Genomic DNA, 16642 nt, shown 5'->3' with positions numbered 1-16642 from the left:
GCCGCTGTGATCTAGGTGGCCGTCCCTCGGGGCAGCAACCGGTCGTATTCACGCCGGACCACCGCATAGCACTCGCAGGTGCGTTCTTCCAGGCCATGGCGGTCGAGCACCGAGATGTGGCCGCGCGTATAGCGGATCAGTCCGGCGCCCTGCAGCTTGAGGGCCGCCTCGGTGACGCCTTCGCGCCGCACCCCGAGCATGTTGGCGATCAGCTCCTGCGTCATCTTCAGCTCGCTACCGTGCAGGCGGTCCAGGCTCAGCAGCAACCAGCGGCACAGCTGCTGGTCCAGCGAGTGGTGGCGGTTGCACACCGCCGTCTGCGCCATCTGGGTGATCAGGGCCTGGGTGTAGCGCAGCATCAGGTGCATGACGGGGCTGGAGTTGTTGAACTCCTCCTTGATCACCTGCGCCCTGAGGCGAAAGCCATCGCCCGCACTCTGCACCACGGCGCGACTGGGTGTGGTCTCGCCGCCCATGAACAGGGCGATGCCCACCAGCCCTTCGTTGCCGACCACCGCGATCTCGGCCGAGGCCCCGCTCTCCATGACGTACAGCAGCGAGACGATCGCCGTGGTCGGGAAGTAGACGTGCGACATCGGCCGGCCGGATTCGTACAGCACCTGGCCCAGCGGCAATTCCACCCACTCGAGCAGTGGCAGCCAGCGCTGCCACTCCGCAGCCGGAAGGGACGCGAGGAGCTGGTTGTCCTTTGGAACAGATGCAACTGGATGGGTGTTCATGGCAGGCCTCCCGTTCGGTTTGTGCCCACTCGCCAGAACACGGTGGAAGCAAGGAGGGTTTACCACAATAAGCACCCGCAGGATGCCCGGTGCGTTCGAAGGCGCACAGACGGAGCGGATTGACCGTGCCCAGCACCGGGGCATCGGCGCTGGCCGAGCTGTCCCGGGTCGAGTGCGTCGCCTGCCGAGGATGCGCACGCTGTGGGTCTGACTTGAACACGGCAAGACGGCCCACTGGGCCGACATCCTGCTGTAGCTGGTTGCCGTGCTGCTGCTGGCGCACCTGCTGGCCACCCGCACGCCGCCCGAGCGGCTGCTCCTGCTGCCCGGGGTTGCCGCGGCCGGCCGCATTGATCGGCACGCCCACGGTGCTGAGCGCCCTGCTGATGGCCCTGCTGTTCTTGCTGCCACCGCTGTGCCTGGGTGACGTCCGGCGGGCCTGCGCGCTGAGCCAGGGCGTGCTCGCGGGCGACGTGGGCGACGTGGGCGACGTGGGTGACAGCCTCATCCACCACGCCATCCACCGCTGGCGCCCGATCGGTCTGGTTGCTGTGGCAATCCACCCGCGCACAGTCGATGAAACCGCGCTCCACGTTCACCGACATCCGCTGCACCCGCAGCGGGCAACCGACCGCCAGGTCGTCGCTGCCGCCTGACGCCAGGCGGCTATTTCTTGGGGCGCGGCCCGTTGAGCAGGCGATGCGGGCCAGGTCGCTGCGCTGGCAGGCGCGGTGCGGGTGCCGTGGATGGGGTTCTCGGGGTGGAACAGGGATCGTCAGGCTCCCGGCCAGCTCACTGCCAGCCGTAGCGGCGGATGTACCAGCGCTTCATCGCCGTGGCCAGCAGGGCATAGCCGAGCAGAATGACCGCCAGCCAGGGGAAGAACGCCGCCGGCAGCGCCTGCAGCTTGAAATAGTCGGCCCAGGGGCCCATCGGCAGCCACAGGCCCAGCAGCATGATGGCCACGGTCAGGGCGGTCAGCACCGGGGAGGCACGGCTTTCCAGCAGCGGCAGCCGGGGCGTGCGAATCAGGTGGACGATCAGCGTCTGCGTCAGCAGCCCGACCACGAACCAGCCGGACTGGAACAGCCCTTGCTCAGCCGGTGTGTCGGCCGAGAACACCCACCACAGCACCGCGAAGGTGGTGAGGTCGAACAGCGAGCTGATCGGCCCGAAGAACAGCATGAAGCGGCCGATGTCGCCCGGGTTCCACTGCAGCGGCTGGCGCACCAGTTCCTCATCGACATGGTCGAAGGGGATGCCGGTCTGCGAGAAGTCGTACAGCAGGTTCTGCACCAGCAGGTGCATCGGCAACATCGGCAGGAAGGGCAGGAAGGCGCTGGCCACCAGCACCGAGAACACGTTGCCGAAGTTGGAGCTGGCCGTCATGCGGATGTACTTCAGCATGTTGCAGAAGGTGGCCCGGCCCTCGACCACCCCCTCGTCCAACACCATCAGGCTCTTTTCGAGCAGGATGACGTCGGCCGCCTCCTTGGCGATGTCCACCGCCGAGTCCACCGAGATGCCGATGTCGGCCGCGCGCAGCGCCGGCGCGTCGTTGATGCCGTCGCCCATGAAGCCCACCACGTGGCCCTGGGCGCGCAAGCTGCGCACGATGCGCTCCTTGTGCAGCGGCGCCAGCTTGGCGAACAGGTCGTACACCTGCACCGCCTGCGCCAGCGCGGCGTCGTCCATGCGCTCGATCGCCGCGCCGGTCAGGATCGGCCCCACCGGCAGGCCGACCTGGGCGCAGACATGCGCAGTGACCGGCTCGCCGTCGCCGGTCAGCACCTTGACGCGCACGCCATGCGCCGCCAGCGCCTGCAGCGCCGGTGCGGCCGACTCCTTGGGCGGGTCGAGGAAGGCCACGAAGCCGATGAGCACCAGCTGCGCCTCGTCGGCCACGCCGTAGACCGTCTGGCTGGGCGGCAGCGTCTTCATCGCCACCGCCACCACCCGCAGGCCGGTCTGCGCCAACTGCGCGGCGGTCTGCTGGGCGCGCGCCAGCTGCTCGGCGTCGAGGGCGGCGTCAAGGGCAACATCCTGCGCGCCGGTACCGGCGTTGCCATCAAGCGTGTCACCGGCCCCTTCTCCACGTACCCGCGTGCAGGCGGCCAGCACCTCCTCCACCGCCCCCTTGCAGATCAGCAGGTGCTGCTCGTCGCGCCGGGACACCACCACCGACATGCGGCGGCGCTGGAAGTCGAAGGGGACTTCGTCGATCTTGCGGAAGGCCTGGTCCAGCGCCAGCTCGGCCTTCAGCTCCACGCGCGCCAGCACCGCGTGGTCCAGCAGGTTCTTCAACCCGGTCTGGTAGTGGCTGTTCAGGTAGGCGAGCTGCAGCACGGCCTGCGACGGGCGGCCGAAGGCATCCACCTGCTGCACCAGCGCGATGCGGTCCTGCGTGAGCGTGCCGGTCTTGTCGGTGCACAGGATGTCCATCGCGCCCAGGTTCTGGATCGCGTCCAGCCGCTTGACCACCACCTTGCGGCGCGACAGCGCCACCGCGCCCTTGGCCAGCGTCGAGGTGACGATCATCGGCAGCATCTCCGGCGTCAGCCCCACCGCCACCGACAGCGCGAACAGAAAGGCCTCCAGCCAGTTGCCCTTGGTGAAGCCGTTGACCAGCAGCACGATCGGCACCATCACCGCGGCGAAGCGGATCAGCAGCCAGCTCACGCGGTTGATACCGGCCTGGAAGGCGTTGGGCACCGTGCCGGCCTGCGCGTCGCCATCGCTCACCCGCTGCGCCAGCGCGCCGAAGACCGTGCGCGCCCCGGTATTGACCACCAGCGCCGTGGCCGCGCCGGACACCACGTTGGTGCCCATGAACAGCAGGTTGGCCTGGTCGAGCACCGCTTCACCCGCCTCACGCGCTTCACCAGGGCGGCCGGCATGCCGGGTGGCGAACTTCTCCACCGGCATCGCCTCGCCAGTCAGCGCTGACTGGGCAACGAAGAGGTCCCGCGCCGAAAGCACCCTGCAATCCGCCGGGATCATGTCCCCGGCCGACAGCCGCAGCACGTCGCCCGGCACCAACTGGCGGATCGGCAACGCCCGCAGTGTCCCGCGCAGCACGCTGGCCCGGTTGCCCACCAGCGCCCGCAGCGCCTCCGCGGCCCGGCTGGAGCGCTGCTCCTGCACGAAGCGGATGGCGGTGCTCAGCAGCACCATCGCGCCGATCACCAGCGTGGCCTTGGCGTCTTCCGTCAGCCAGGAGACCAGCGCCAGCGCGGTGAGCAGCAGGTTGAATGGGTCCCGGTAGCAGTGCCACAGGTGCCGCCAGGCCGACAGCGCCACCTCGTGTTCCACCCCATTGGGCCCCTGCCGGACCAGTCGGGCCGCGGCTTCACGGGGCTGCAGGCCTTCGGCGCGAGAGTGCATCCGCTCCAGCGCGGCGGCGGGCTCGTCCGCCGCCACCCGCAGCAGGTCCTGCGCCATCGGGTGCGGCACCACCGATCGCGGCCCGCGCCCAGCCAGCAGATCCTGCAGCGGATGCCGGCCAAAGTGCCTGCGCCGGTGCCGCCGGTGCAGGAAGCGGCTGAAAAAGGTCTGCAGGCGGGTCAGCATGACGACCCATCCCGGCCGCTGCCCTGCCGGGCGGCCGCCTGCGGGAACTGCGCTGCGCCGAGGTGCATGGTGGGCTCCTTTCCAAGCCTCACCAGCCAGTATGCGCCGCCCGGCGGCATGGCTTGCACGGACACGACAGGACGGGGATCACAGCGGCGCAGCACCCAGGCTCATCGCTCCGCAGCGTCCTTGTAGACGGCGTCGCGTTCCCGCTGCCGACGGCCACTGGTTGATCGCCTCGGTGTCGTGCGGTTCGATGACGTGGGGGCGGGCCTTCTCGGTGAGGTCTTGGGGGGGGGCATGGGCTCCGGGATGCCTGCATGGTCCTGTTGAATGGCGAAGTTTGAAAGGAGCACAGGGGGTGTCACTCCTGCCGAGAGATGAAGCAACTATCTGCCGGCCTCAGACAGGGAACAGCCAGATGCAGACAGGTCCACACGGTGTGCCCGCCTAGATTCGTTCTGGCCGGCGGCTCACAGGTTGCGAGGCGGCGGGCACCACAACCGGAGACAACGATGTCACATTCGACAACTCGGCTCGCGCTCGACGCCGTGCTGACACAGACCACCGGTCGCCATGGCGGCGCACCGGGCGTGGTGGCCATGGCCACCGACCGCCAGGGCAACTTCTACGAGGGCGCCGCTGGCACGCGTGAGCTCGGGCAGGACCGGCCCATGACCACCGACTCCGTGTTCGCGATCTTCTCGACCACCAAGGCCCTCACCGGCGTCTGCGCGATGCAGTTGGTCGAGGAAGGCCGGCTCCGGCTGGACGATCCCGCCGGCAAGTACCTGCCCGAGATCGACGAGCTGCAGGTGCTGGAGGGCTTCGACGACGCGGGCCAGCCCCGCACCCGGCCACCGAAGCGGCCGATCACGATCAACGACCTGATGCTGCACACCTCCGGGCTGTGCTACGAATTCTTCAGTGCCGACGACCTGAAGTACCGCACCGCCCGCGGCATCCCGACGGTGGTGGCCTGCAACTTCGACTCGATCCGCACCGTGCTGCTGCACGAGCCGGGCGCCGCCTGGACCTACGGCGTCAACATCGACTGGCTGGGCCGCATCGTGGAGCAGCTACGCGGCCAACGCCTCGGCGCCGTGATGGCCGAGCGCATCTTCGGACCACTGGACATGAAGGACATCGGCTTCGGTCTGACGGAATCCATGCGCCAGCGCCGGGTGACGATCCACGACCGCGCCGCCGACGGCAAGCTCACGCCGCTGCCCGAGTTGGCGCTGCCCGATCCGCCATCGATGGACATGGGTGGCCACGGCTTGTATGCCACCGTGGGCGAGTACATGAAGTTCATCCGCATGATCCTCAACGACGGCGCCGGGCCGCACGGCCGCGTCCTGCAGACGGAAACGGTCGAGGCCATGAGCCGCGACGGGTTGGCGGCCATGGGCCTGTCGGCGGGGGCCTGGACCACCTCGATCCCCTCGCTCAGCAACAGCGGCGAGTTCTTCGCCGGCACGCCCAAGGGCTGGGCCTACACCTGGATGACCAATCGGGAGCGCACGCCGTCCGGTCGCCCCGCGAACGCCCTCATGTGGGCCGGCCTGGCCAATTGCTTCTACTGGATCGACCGCGCCAGCGGCATCGGCGGCTACTGGGCCACGCAGATCCTGCCCTTCCAGGATGCGGCGGCGTACCCGGGCTTTGTGGAGTTCGAGACGGCGATCTACCATCACCGCTGAGCGAGCTTGAGCCAGCGCCCCTCGGGGCAACCGCCCAGTGCAGGAGGCCCCGAGATGGAAGCGATCCGAAACGTGCTGGTCACCGATGCTGCCGGAGCACCCAGCACGCGCCACCGCCTGGTGGCCTCGACCGACTGGGACCAGGTGCAGCACTGGTGCCGCCAGGTCTACATGCCCTACGACGCAGCGCCGGTGGGCTCGTTCCGGCAGCCCGACTCGGTGCTTGACGCCATCCGCATCGGGCACCTCACCCTCAGCCGTTTCAGCTATGGCATCCCCGTGCACCTGACCGGCTTCTCGGCCGAGGCCGGAACCGGCATGGTGCTGACGACACTGCGCGGCGCGATCCGGCATTGGTCGGGCGGGCGCGGGTACAGCGACACCGGCATCGGCGAGGCCTTCCTGGTTGACAACTCGCGCGCGCACTACGGGCTCGATGCCGACCCCGACCACCTGCAGGTGAACCTGACCTTCCACCACGACGCCATGGCCGCGCTTCACGAGCGCTGGTTCGGCCAGCCGGCCGACGAGCGCATGTGGGCGCAGCCCTTCCGCTTCGGCGGTGCGCAGTCGAGCTGGATCAGCCTGCTGACCTACGTCTGCCGGTGCATCACCGAAATGCCCGAGGCCGTCGAGCACGGCCCGTTCGGACGCCATCTGGAGGAGATGATCGGCCTGCACCTGCTGACGCTCTGGCGGCAGCAGCTGGAGCATCCGCAGCCACCGACACTGCACCGCCTGGCACCCCGCCATGTGCTGGCCGCCGAGCACTACATGCGCGAACATGGGTGGGAGGTCCCGACCTTGAGCGAGCTGGCGCGCAGCGCCGGGGTGAGCGTGCGCACGCTCAGTGCCGCCTTTCGCGAGTATCGGGACTGCACGCCGATGCAGGCCCTGCGCGAGGCCCGCTTCAACGGCGTGCGGGCCGAGCTCTTGGTCGCGCCGCCGGGCACGGCCGTGCGTGAGGTCGCCGAGGCCTGGGGCTATGTCAACCTTGGATTGTTCGCGGCAAGCTATCGGCAGCGCTTCGGCGAGTTGCCCTCCGCGACGCTGGCGCGACGGTGAGGCCGATGTGCACCCACTCCCCAGGCCGGAAAGAGACCAGAAGCAAAAAAGACGGCCTAGGCGCCTGCGCGGCTAAGCCGTTGTTTTGCTTGGAGTTTTGGCTCCCCGACCTGGGTTCGAACCAGGGGCCTACGGATTAACAGTCCTGAGCGCAGACGGCCGGCGGGAACGGTTGATCACGCCTAAGTGCTTGAAAACGAAGGCAACAGACACCGCGCCGACACGTCGGCATGGGCCGCCAAAGCGGGCCGGATGGTGACCATGCAGCGCTGAAAGGACCGGGCAAAGACCGGAGCCCCTCACCTAGGACACGGTCGCGCAGCACTGGTGCCTGAGATCAGTCGGCCAGCACGAACCGCGCATCGGTCCGGCTGAGCAGTTCGAACGTGTCGATCCACAGCACGCCGAAATGCTGGCAGACGTTGGGGATGCTGTACTTCCGCCGCATCTGCAGGTTGAACTGCTCGTGCGTGATGACTACCGCGTCCTTCAGCGCCATCGCCTTGGCGATCAGCCAGGGGTCGGCGCCGGCCAGGAACTCTTCCAGGGCGCCCGCCTTCATCTCGCCTGCTTGAGCCGCCACGTGTGCGGCGACAGCGCCGAAGGCTTGCTGAGTGTCATCTTCAGAGACAGACAGGAACAGGCCGTCTTGATCCTTGGCCCACTCGGCGAGTTCGTCATGGCCGCGCCTGAGTTCATCGCCCACAGGCTCGATGCTCGCCACGACCCCGGCACCCTGGCTGCGCTGAATCCAGCTCCAGTACGCCGGACAGACGGTCATGCGGTAGTAGCGGTTCTTCGCCTCGATCAGCGTGTTCGCGTCCAGCAGATAGATCATGCGCCGAGCTGCCCTGCAAAGTCGCGGATCTTGGAGGGCTGGACGCCCAGCAGCCGGCCAGCATCGCGCAGCAGCAGGCGACCGCTGAAGGCCTCGGCGATGACGGCACGTGCGAAGCGGGCGCTGTTCTTGGCCCCAGCGTTGCGATAGAAGCTGCCACCGCCACCACCTGCCGCCTGAAAGGCATCCAGCTCGGCGCGGTAGAAGGCTGCGTAGACCTCCCGATCAACCAGGCCCAGGTCCAGGGCACGGCGGATGACCACAAAGCGGCTGACGTGGAAGCGGTGGGCCAGCTCAGCCACACGCGCACTCAGGTCCTGAGGTCCCGAGGCCCACAGCTGGGCGAACAACTGGGACGGCGCCAGGAACTCGCCCGCCACGGCGTTGCAGGCGACCTCCTCGCGGCGCGTGTTGCCCGGTGCCGCGTTGGAGATCCCGCTGCTGCCCAGCCAGATGTGGGCGAGCTCATGCAACAGCGTGAACAGCCGGGCCGACGGCGCGTCCGAGGAGTTGATGAACACGACCGGCGCCAGCGGGTGGCTGATGGCGAAGCCGCGGAACTCGCCGACGTCCAGCTTGCGGTGGGTGTTGTTGCCGACGATCCCGCTGCGCATCACTAGCACGCCGACGCGCTCGGCCGCCTCGATCAGCTCCCGGTAGTAGGTTTCCCAGCTGCGCTGGCCGTGCTCGACATCCACGCCCAGCACGTCGCGGATGTCCTGGGCCACCTGCACCGGATGGCTGGCCATGGTGAAGCGGCCAACGAAGGGCAACGGCTCTGCACCCTGCTCCTGGAGGTAGTCGACGAACCAGGCCTGCCGCTGCAGCGCGTGGCGCACGGTCTCGGCGAGGTTGACGCTGGGCTTGCCGACCGGGGTGCCACCGACGGTGCGCAGGTCTGGCAGCAGCGGGACTTCCGCCGGAGCCTCTTTCAGGAAGAAGAAGCCGAACGGGGTGTGCAGTGCCTGGGCCAGCAGCTGGGCTTGCCTGAAGGTCGGTTGGGTGTCGCCTTCTTCCCAGCGCTGGAACTGCTCCGGCTTCACGCCGGCAGCGGCCGCTGCCTCGCTCGCGTCCAGGCCGACGCGATCACGCGCCCAGCGGATCATCGCTGGGTTGATGTGGGCGTGAGCGTGAGCCATCCAGTCATCTTAAGGGCAAGGTGGGCGGCATAAGCCCTCCGCTCCTGTGCGTCACAGGTCGTCGAGCGACACCTTCACAGGATGCTCACCGGCGGCCAGGCGGACATCGGCGAGGGCGTTCGATTCGAGATCGTCCACTCGCTCCAGCAAGGCATCCCATACTGCAGCCGGCACGCAATAGAAGATCGGCTCGTTGCGGTGGAGGATGGCCACCGGCAACCCGCCCCCGGCTGCGACCGTGGACATCGGGTCGCGCTGGAACTCGCAGAGGCTGGCCGAGGGGGTGAACATGGTGCTGTGGGTCAAGTGGTTGCAGATCCCGTGCAATCGTGTCGCATCACAACGCAACGCTACCGCTGATGTCGGCATCGAGGTCCACGATCCCGTTCAACTGCGCCACCATCGACTCAGCCAGTTCTTTCGGCAGGGAGCCGATGTGGCGCCCCTGCCGGATGTCCTCGGCTAGCTCAGCCAACAGACTGCCCGTGAGCGGGTGTTCGTCAACATCGGATGCCACCCGATGCACAATCACCTGCGGGTCCAGCAGTTCAATGGCGACCTTGTTCCCGGGAACCTGGCCATTCGAGGTCAGTGTCGCGACGACATGGATGTGAGGCATGTGCACCTCCTTGCGGATGCCTGGACTGTACGGAAGATCCCTCACTCGCTGCAGGCAACTGAGCGGCATGCCGCCGAAGAACGCCTCAGCCACGCAGCGCCTCCCGGCCGATGGCCACGGCCATCCACGTCGGCAGGCTGGCCTGTTGGCTGGCCAAGGCCTGCCACTCCTCGGCCGGCAGGCTGCGGTGCAGCTTCTCGATCGATGCCTGCACATGGTCCCTACCCAGCCAGGCCAATGCACGGACCGCCGCACCCGCCGGCCGGGCACCCAGCGTGAACATCCAGCGCGGCGCCTGGCGGACGATGACTTCCGATCGACCGACCTGGAGCTTGCGGGTGCGACCGGTGGTCAGGTAGACCTCACGGATCGGCACCTGCTGGGTCAGGCCCAGTGCGTTGGCCGATGCAGCGCCATGCGCCACCACAGCCTCGCCCGTGCGCGCGGCCAGCGCCTCGACCACGCTTCGAGGGGCCGGGGCACGGCTGCCGAAGCGGCTGGACACGGGGGCCGTGTAGCTGCCCCGCGCGACACGCAGCAGCTTGCCAGCCTTGACCAGCCGCGACAGGGCCTGATCCACCGCGGCCCGGCTGCCCAGGTGCAGGAACTCCCGGGGCGACAGCACACCGCCCTCAGGGAGGGACTGGGCGTGCTGGAGGATGTGTTCGGGCAGCGTCATGACGAGGTGCCAAGGATGAAGTCTGGATTTGTCAGAAATATACTGAAGTTTCTGACATCGTGCGCAGCTTCGTGACCAGGAATGGGTACTGTGACGGCAAGAAAAAGAGCAGCCGCCGGGGCCCGGCGGGGCCACGGCGGCTGGAGGGTGCACAGGGTGCAAGGTGCGACGCTGACGATTTATCGAGCCCAACAACGTAGCCAAAGACTCTTGTGCTCCCGGCCGGGGGAGGCCCTGTTCCTGGCGTGGCCAGGCTGGGTCAGGGTGATGACATGCGGTTGAGGGGGCGGGCTGTGGCGCCCAGGCGGTCGGTCAGGCCGGGGCGTGGGCGGATCCGTGGGCCGCGGCACGGGCGTGCGCCTTGCCGGGCCCGCCGCGCATGAGCATGACCAGCCAGGGTGAGCCCAGGCTCTGCCACATGGCCAGCAGGCCGCGGCGGTAGAGGTCGGCCAGGTCTTCTTCCCACTCGGCAGGGTCGCGCCCGAGCTGGCGGCGGATCTCCGCGGTCAGGGAGATCGCGGGCGACTTCTGCGCGGCCAGCACCTGCGCCAGCCGGAAGGCGGTGGGCTGGGTCAATGCCGCGTCCAGACGCACGGCCGCCAGCCACTGGTTGATCGCCTCGGTGTCGTGCGGTTCGATGACGTGCGGGCGAGCCTTGTCGGTGAGGTCTTGGGCGGTCATGGGCATGGGCTCCGGGGGTGGGGGGCTCATGGGCATGTTCGGCAGAGAGGGAAGGAAGACTGTGCAGCGGTTGTCGCCATTCTTCTATTGCTCGCTAACAACTGCTCGATGACGCATGTGGCGCTACGCTAGGATTTCAAACAACCATGACCACACTGAACGAAGCCGAGGTCACGCCGCAGCGCGCCATCACGGTTGGAACACTGGCACTGCAGCTGCTGACAGCAGACCGGGGCGGGCTTGAGATCGAGATCCCGGCCGACACGCAGTTGGATACCTCGATCGCACTAGGTGCGTCGGTCAAAGGTGGCGTGTTGCGTTTCGCTAGCTTGGAAGATCGTAATGCGGCGGCGGCCGCCGATGCCTTGGCCAGACTGGGAGATCCTCCTTTCGACGAGCAGGCACTGTGGACCATGGCCAGGGACCTTTGGCGCCGCGAGATCGGCAACGCCGACATGGCCAGCGGCAGGTTTTTGGCAGCCGTTCACTCGTCGGCGAGTGTTCTGCGGATCGCGACGTCACGGATCACTAGCCCGAGGGATGTTTTCGAAGCCCTCCATTTGGTCGAGGCGACCCTGCCATACCTTGAGACCGTCGACCTCATCGACGTGATCACGCTTTGCGACGCCGAGAGACCGCACACGACGAACGATCTGGCCGGCGGCGCCTTCTACCATGCCCTGTCTAGTTGGTTCGGTAGCAAGCCTGCCTCCGCACGACACATGGTCGAGATGCTGCTGGACGAGCCGCACCATACGCGTGGTGACCTGCTGGGTGCGGCCTGGATGGCGTGGTTCTCCGCGGACCAGCACGCCTCTGTCACCCGTCTACTCGAAGCAGACACACAATCCGGTCTCGCGGCGGTGCACGCGGTCACCTGTTGGATTGCTGGTCGGATGCTCGCGGAGCCCAGCCTCTTAGCGGACCTCGCGCCTGCGCTGGAAGCGCCCATCCTGCGCCGGATCAACGGTGAGGACGCAGTACAACGCCGCGCTGGCCTGCGCGCAGCCAGTGCAGTTCTCCATCTGCGACGCGCTTTTGACGAGGGCCTGCGGGGACGCATTACCTCCGGCGACCAAGAGGCAGCCGGCTACGTAGCGCAAGCCCTTTGGCACAACGACGACGCCTTGCTGCAGGCGGGCATCTTCTTCGAATGGCTCCAGCTGTGCGTCGGGCTGGGTGAAGGGTCCGAGCGTGCGATCGACGACCTGGACTTCAGCCTCTCGAGGCTCTTGCGCCCTGACTCGGCGCACGTCGAGTCCGTGCTTGAGTTCCTCGAAGCCTGGGTCCGCGCCCACCTCGGCTCGACAAAAGGCAAGTGCGAATTCGCGGACCGTTTCGATGCCTGCACGCGGGCGATGCTGTCGCATCAGCTACTGCTGTCCCGTGTGTTTACTCGTTGGATGCTTGCCGATGGCCAGGCGACGGCAAATGCCGCGGCCGGCATGGTTTCGAACGCCCGAGTCGACGGCGACATAGCGATCGAGTTCGATCCGGCGGTGCTCGACACTGCCACGGAGGCGGACCTCCTGTACCTGGTCAAGCGGATGCTCGGCTTCCTGATTGAGGCCAAGCAGATGCTCTCGCTCTCACTGTCGTTGCTGAAGTTGCGCAACGCCAACGCCCGCGTGTTCCCCCTGCTGCGCTGGCTGCTGTACGAGCAACTCGGCTACGACCACCCTAGAACCACCAGCGACGTGTTGCGGAAGCGGGCCGGGCAGGAAACGGACGCCGACATCAAGGAACTGCTTGGTGGCATCGCGGCGCGACTGGAGGCCGACATGGCGGCGCTGCAGGCGCTACCGCGCCTGCGCGAGCTCGAAGTGCCCATGACCCTGCGCCGCGACTTCGCGAAGGCCCGCTCCAAGGTGATGCAACGTTCGATGCGCGAGGCACAGAAGCAGTCAGTCATTGCGCAACTCGCGACTCAGATACACATCAAGGCCGGCGAGACCAGCTTCCAGCACATGGGCGAGGCCTGGTCCGAACCCATGCACTTCGCCTCGCACTCGGTGTCGTTCGAGATGCCCCGGCGCGAGGTACTCGATCCCTTGGGCAATGCATACCGGCGGCTCCAACTTCGCACGACCAAGCGGGGCTCAACATGAACGCTGGCAATCCGATGCGCCTGGCGTTGTCGCATTACCTGCGTACGCTGCGTGAGCGCGACGAGTTCGACCGACTGTTGCCCGAGTTGTTGGCGCAGATGGGATACGTGCCCCTGGTCAAGCCCAAGGCCGGCGTGCGCCAGTTCGGTGTGGACTTCCCGGCGGCGGGCCGGTCCGCTACAGACAGCGTCGATGAGTTGCTTCTCTTCGTCATCAAACAGGGCGACATCGGCAGGCGCACATGGACCGGGGATCCCAACGCCGTCCGCGAGAGCATGGACGAGATCATCGATGTCTGGCTCGCCAGCCACGTTCCGCCCGAGTACAAGGACCACCGCAAGGTCATCGTGGTGGCGACCACGGGTGACCTCGGCCAAGAAGTGCAGCCCAACTGGGCCGGCTTCGCCACTCGCCATCCCCAACTCCGATTCGAGTTTTGGGGCGCCGACAAGGTGGCCGACCTTGTCGAGGCCCACCTGCTGAACGAACACCTATTCGACGGCCAGGACCGCGCCGACCTTCGCAAGGCGTTGGTGATGGGCGCCGACAGCGACTACCGGTTCGACCACCTCTGCCGACTGATGCTTCGCCAGTTGGGCATCGCGCCCGATGGCCAACTAACCGAGTCAGGCGGCCAGCAAGCGGTCCCGGCGCTTCTCAAGGCGCTGCGCCGGGTGCACCTGGCCGCGCTTGTGTGCTCGCACTGGGTCGACGGCGAGGGCGAGCGGCGCCAGGCCCTGTGGGTGATGGAGCGCACCTTGCTATGGTGCTTCCACCGTGCAGTCCTGCAATCTCTGCAAGAGCGGCAGGAAATCCAGGAGGTGATCCGGGAGATCTGGCGCTCATACCTGCAAGCGGCCAGCCGCTACTACGACGCGGTGGCTGCGCACCTTCGCGTCAAGGATGGCCTGTCGGGATACACGAGGGAAGGTGCCGAGTACTCGGTGCTGCTGCTCGAGCAGGTCGGCCTCCTGGCTTCGATCGGACTGTCGGCCGCCTTGATGGAGCCGGGGCAGGACGACGCGTGGAGGGCACGTGCCGGCGAATTCTCCAATGCGCTTGCCGCTCTGCTGCGCAACCACGAGGCGGCCGCTTCCCCGCGCCTTGATTCGCAGGTCATCGATATCTGCCTAGCCCTGGTGCTATTCCTCCAAACGGGGCAACATGACCTCGCGCGCTGGTGGACCACCGACATCACCGGACGCCTGAAATTCGCCTTCATCTACGGCCGAATGTTCCCGGTGGGCACGGATTCATTCGACGATCTTGTCGAACTGGACGTCCGTGGCAGCGACGAGTTCAAGGGCCTCATGCGCCTCCATTCCTGGTTGTTGGCAACCATGGGGTCATGGTGCGTGATGCTGGGCCAGGATGAGGCGTACGAGGAACTCGCCGAATGCCACGCCACGGCTTTTCCCGACGTCGGCAGCCAGCTCTGGCATCCCACGGCCGGCTGGGCCACGAAGTGGTACTTCGAACCGGCGCACCAGGGCAGCGGCAGCACCGAGGCGCCCTATGCACTGGCAGCGTCTGCGCAGGCCCTCCGCGACCGCATTGCGCAGTTCAACGCGACCGGGCGCCTGCGATGGGAAGAGGACTCGCCGGCCTTGGCAGTAGGTTTGTGGCCGCTAGACTTCATCGCGTGCAGGCACTTCCGCACGCCAGTGCCCGCATCGATGTGGTACCACCTCAGTGACGCGCCAACACCTACGGAAGCAGATGCCAGCGAGGAAGCCCCGACTTCCCCTTAGGTCCTCATGCTAGTGAGATCCGCGTCACGGAACCAAAGGGTTGCCACCTCGGGATGAGCGAGACCAATTGGCCCTCGTCGTCGAGCCGATGATGAGCAGCTCCAGGCAACATCTCCGGATCTAGCGGGTGCAGGGCGTGAGGATTGTGGAAGACGTCCATGCCCTCGATCCAAGTCTCGCTGTAGTCCGGCGAGTTGACGTCGTGGACAAAGACTTGTGGAGCCACGGAATTCGGATCCGGATTGGCCGCCGTCCCCTCCCTAACCATGCGGACGCGATTGGAGCCAAAGCCTGCAAGCAGCCCCATGCGATTGAACTTCGAGATCGTGGCGCTCGCGTTCGCGATCACCGCGCTGACGTTCTCTGCTCCGGGCAGCGAGAAGAACCCGGACTGAACGCGCTTGGTCTGACCCCAGACGTGCTCTTCAATCCTTTGTGGGACGATAACAAGCTTGCCTTGTGCGTCCCTGCGCCAATCCCAAACCCTGCCGTAGAGGTAGATGGGCAGCGCGGTCCGGCTCAAGACCATGGAGTTCGGCGCGTGGAAGTCTTGAATGGCAAACGCTAGAGGGCGCCCCTTTACGTGGTCCCTCTCCCAGTACTTCTTGCCGAGCTTCGTCGTCAGCGGGCCGGCGTAGCGTGTCGGCATGTAGTGCCGCAGGAACGCTTCCATCTGCTTGGGCGTGTCCAGCGGCGGAGGCGGGACGAGATCGCCCGTCGGCGTGCGGGTCGGATTGACGGTCGTGGCCTCGATGCACAGCTCACCGAACGCATTGCGACTGCAGAAGTCAGGCATTGCAATCTTCCGATCGAGGACGTAGCCCGTCTCCACCAGCGCAGCGAACATATAGAGTTCCCACAGGCGAGTGTCGAAGCCCGTCGTCTGAAACTGCTCGACGAAGTTTCCATCGGCGTCTTCATACCAGCGCATCATCGGCTTGATCAGTTCGACGGCCGGCGAGTAGCCCTCGGAAGATGTCACAGTTGCAAAGTCACGGTTGAGTCTAGCCTCGGGGACTACCGGCGTGAAAAAGTCAACCGGCCCCCCCTTCTCATCTCCCTGAGCGCGCTGCTTTCCGAAGTCGGCGTAGATCTTCTCGATGCGATCGGGGGCCGCAGCAAGCGTCTCCTCGACGCTGTCGAAGAACCCGGTCATCTCGACCCATCTATATCGCTCCTTCAGATCACGAGCCAGAAGCATGGCCGAGAAGTCACCGTCGGCGATGTCGCGAATGACGACGATCAGGATGGACTCCTCGTAGGCCTGCAGCCATCGAACCTCCTGGGCAGCGAGGAGCGCAGCCGGCTGTCGGCAATAGGCTGCAAGCGCTTCGAAGCGCGTACGTTTGATGTCCTGCACTTTGGAGCTCACTCAACGGATGGTCCGTGGGTAGTCCGCGACGCTGAAAGCGTCGTGGTGTGTTGCCAAGTGACCGCGCCTCAATCAAGCGGTCAGTCAGTCTACAGATCGTGACCTGTCAGTCAGGCCAAAGCCAACGTCCGGTGCCAACGAAAGTGGCTACCCAGGGCCTTGCGCTTGAGTGGGTGCTTTCAGTCCGCAGGCGACACAGCGAGTCTGGGTCGAAAGGGTCCACACCACTGCCGCCGCGGCCGAAGAAGTGTGCAGGGAGCAGTGACGACTGCTGGGTACGAGCCCCAGTCTTCCGGTCTGCCACCGGTCCAGACTGCCCGCATCGCAAGCGCCTGGAAGGCGATGTGGCCGCTGGCAGTCGCCAGCTTGCTGGTGAC

Annotated in this window: 14 protein-coding genes; 5 read left to right on the top strand and 9 right to left on the bottom strand. The window is 66.6% G+C overall.

What is annotated here, in order from left to right:
* Positions 1-11: 11 nt before the first annotated feature.
* Positions 12-740, bottom strand: coding sequence for a Crp/Fnr family transcriptional regulator (locus tag NGK70_RS10575; protein WP_251973186.1), 729 nt, complete (start codon positions 738-740; stop codon positions 12-14).
* Between the two features lie 386 nt (positions 741-1126).
* On the opposite strand from NGK70_RS10575, the gene NGK70_RS10570 reads away from it, so the two are divergent.
* Complete coding sequence (locus NGK70_RS10570; protein WP_251973185.1) at positions 1127-1396, top strand: hypothetical protein; 270 nt, start codon at positions 1127-1129, stop codon at positions 1394-1396.
* Between the two features lie 136 nt (positions 1397-1532).
* Here NGK70_RS10570 and mgtA read toward each other — a convergent pair whose 3' ends face one another.
* Entirely contained in the window at positions 1533-4310 is a 2778-nt protein-coding gene (gene mgtA / locus NGK70_RS10565; protein WP_251973184.1) for a magnesium-translocating P-type ATPase, read from the bottom strand.
* Positions 4311-4825: 515 nt separating this feature from the next.
* Between mgtA and NGK70_RS10560 the strand changes: the two genes are divergently transcribed.
* Together NGK70_RS10560 and NGK70_RS10555 are read left to right on the top strand one after the other, a co-directional pair.
* Positions 4826-6013: a serine hydrolase domain-containing protein gene (locus tag NGK70_RS10560; RefSeq protein WP_251973183.1), complete on the top strand. Its 1188-nt coding sequence runs from the start codon at positions 4826-4828 to the stop codon at positions 6011-6013.
* A 54-nt stretch (positions 6014-6067) separates the two neighbouring features.
* Entirely contained in the window at positions 6068-7078 is a 1011-nt protein-coding gene (locus NGK70_RS10555) for an AraC family transcriptional regulator (protein WP_251973182.1), read from the top strand.
* 337 nt (positions 7079-7415) lie between these two features.
* Here the strand turns inward: NGK70_RS10555 and NGK70_RS10550 are convergent, their stop codons facing one another.
* From NGK70_RS10550 to NGK70_RS10525, 6 genes are all read right to left on the bottom strand, one after another.
* Positions 7416-7916 (bottom strand): DUF4411 family protein, encoded by a 501-nt coding sequence (locus NGK70_RS10550; protein WP_251973181.1) that lies wholly within the window; start codon positions 7914-7916, stop codon positions 7416-7418.
* Positions 7913-9055, bottom strand: coding sequence for an XRE family transcriptional regulator (locus NGK70_RS10545; protein ID WP_251973180.1), 1143 nt, complete (start codon positions 9053-9055; stop codon positions 7913-7915). Before NGK70_RS10545 ends, NGK70_RS10550 begins: the two co-directional genes overlap by 4 nt.
* A gap of 51 nt (positions 9056-9106) precedes the next feature.
* Positions 9107-9346, bottom strand: a complete 240-nt coding sequence (locus tag NGK70_RS10540) for a plasmid stabilization protein (protein ID WP_251973179.1) — start codon at positions 9344-9346, stop codon at positions 9107-9109.
* 46 nt (positions 9347-9392) lie between these two features.
* Positions 9393-9767 (bottom strand): AbrB family transcriptional regulator, encoded by a 375-nt coding sequence (locus NGK70_RS10535; protein ID WP_251973178.1) that lies wholly within the window; start codon positions 9765-9767, stop codon positions 9393-9395.
* A complete protein-coding gene (locus NGK70_RS10530) occupies positions 9760-10353 on the bottom strand; it encodes a DUF6088 family protein (RefSeq protein ID WP_251973177.1) in 594 nt (197 codons plus the stop codon). The genes NGK70_RS10535 and NGK70_RS10530 overlap by 8 nt, the downstream gene beginning before the upstream one ends.
* Before the next feature lie 312 nt (positions 10354-10665).
* Entirely contained in the window at positions 10666-11034 is a 369-nt protein-coding gene (locus tag NGK70_RS10525; protein ID WP_251973176.1) for a hypothetical protein, read from the bottom strand.
* Between the two features lie 146 nt (positions 11035-11180).
* On the opposite strand from NGK70_RS10525, the gene NGK70_RS10520 reads away from it, so the two are divergent.
* Together NGK70_RS10520 and NGK70_RS10515 are read left to right on the top strand one after the other, a co-directional pair.
* A complete protein-coding gene (locus NGK70_RS10520; RefSeq protein WP_251973175.1) occupies positions 11181-13142 on the top strand; it encodes a hypothetical protein in 1962 nt (653 codons plus the stop codon).
* On the top strand, positions 13139-14893 hold the full coding sequence (locus NGK70_RS10515) for a hypothetical protein (RefSeq protein ID WP_251973174.1): 1755 nt from the start codon (positions 13139-13141) through the stop codon (positions 14891-14893). The genes NGK70_RS10520 and NGK70_RS10515 overlap by 4 nt, the downstream gene beginning before the upstream one ends.
* 4 nt (positions 14894-14897) lie before the next feature.
* On the opposite strand, the gene NGK70_RS10510 is transcribed toward NGK70_RS10515, so the two are convergent.
* Positions 14898-16265: a hypothetical protein gene (locus tag NGK70_RS10510; protein ID WP_251973173.1), complete on the bottom strand. Its 1368-nt coding sequence runs from the start codon at positions 16263-16265 to the stop codon at positions 14898-14900.
* Between the last annotated feature and the right edge of the window lie 377 nt (positions 16266-16642).

This window comes from Sphaerotilus microaerophilus (genome assembly GCF_023734135.1).
GTDB classification, from domain to species: Bacteria; Pseudomonadota; Gammaproteobacteria; order Burkholderiales; family Burkholderiaceae_C; genus Sphaerotilus; species Sphaerotilus microaerophilus.
The sequence above is the reverse complement of the archived record's forward strand: the minus strand, read 5'-3'. Positions and strand labels throughout refer to the sequence as shown.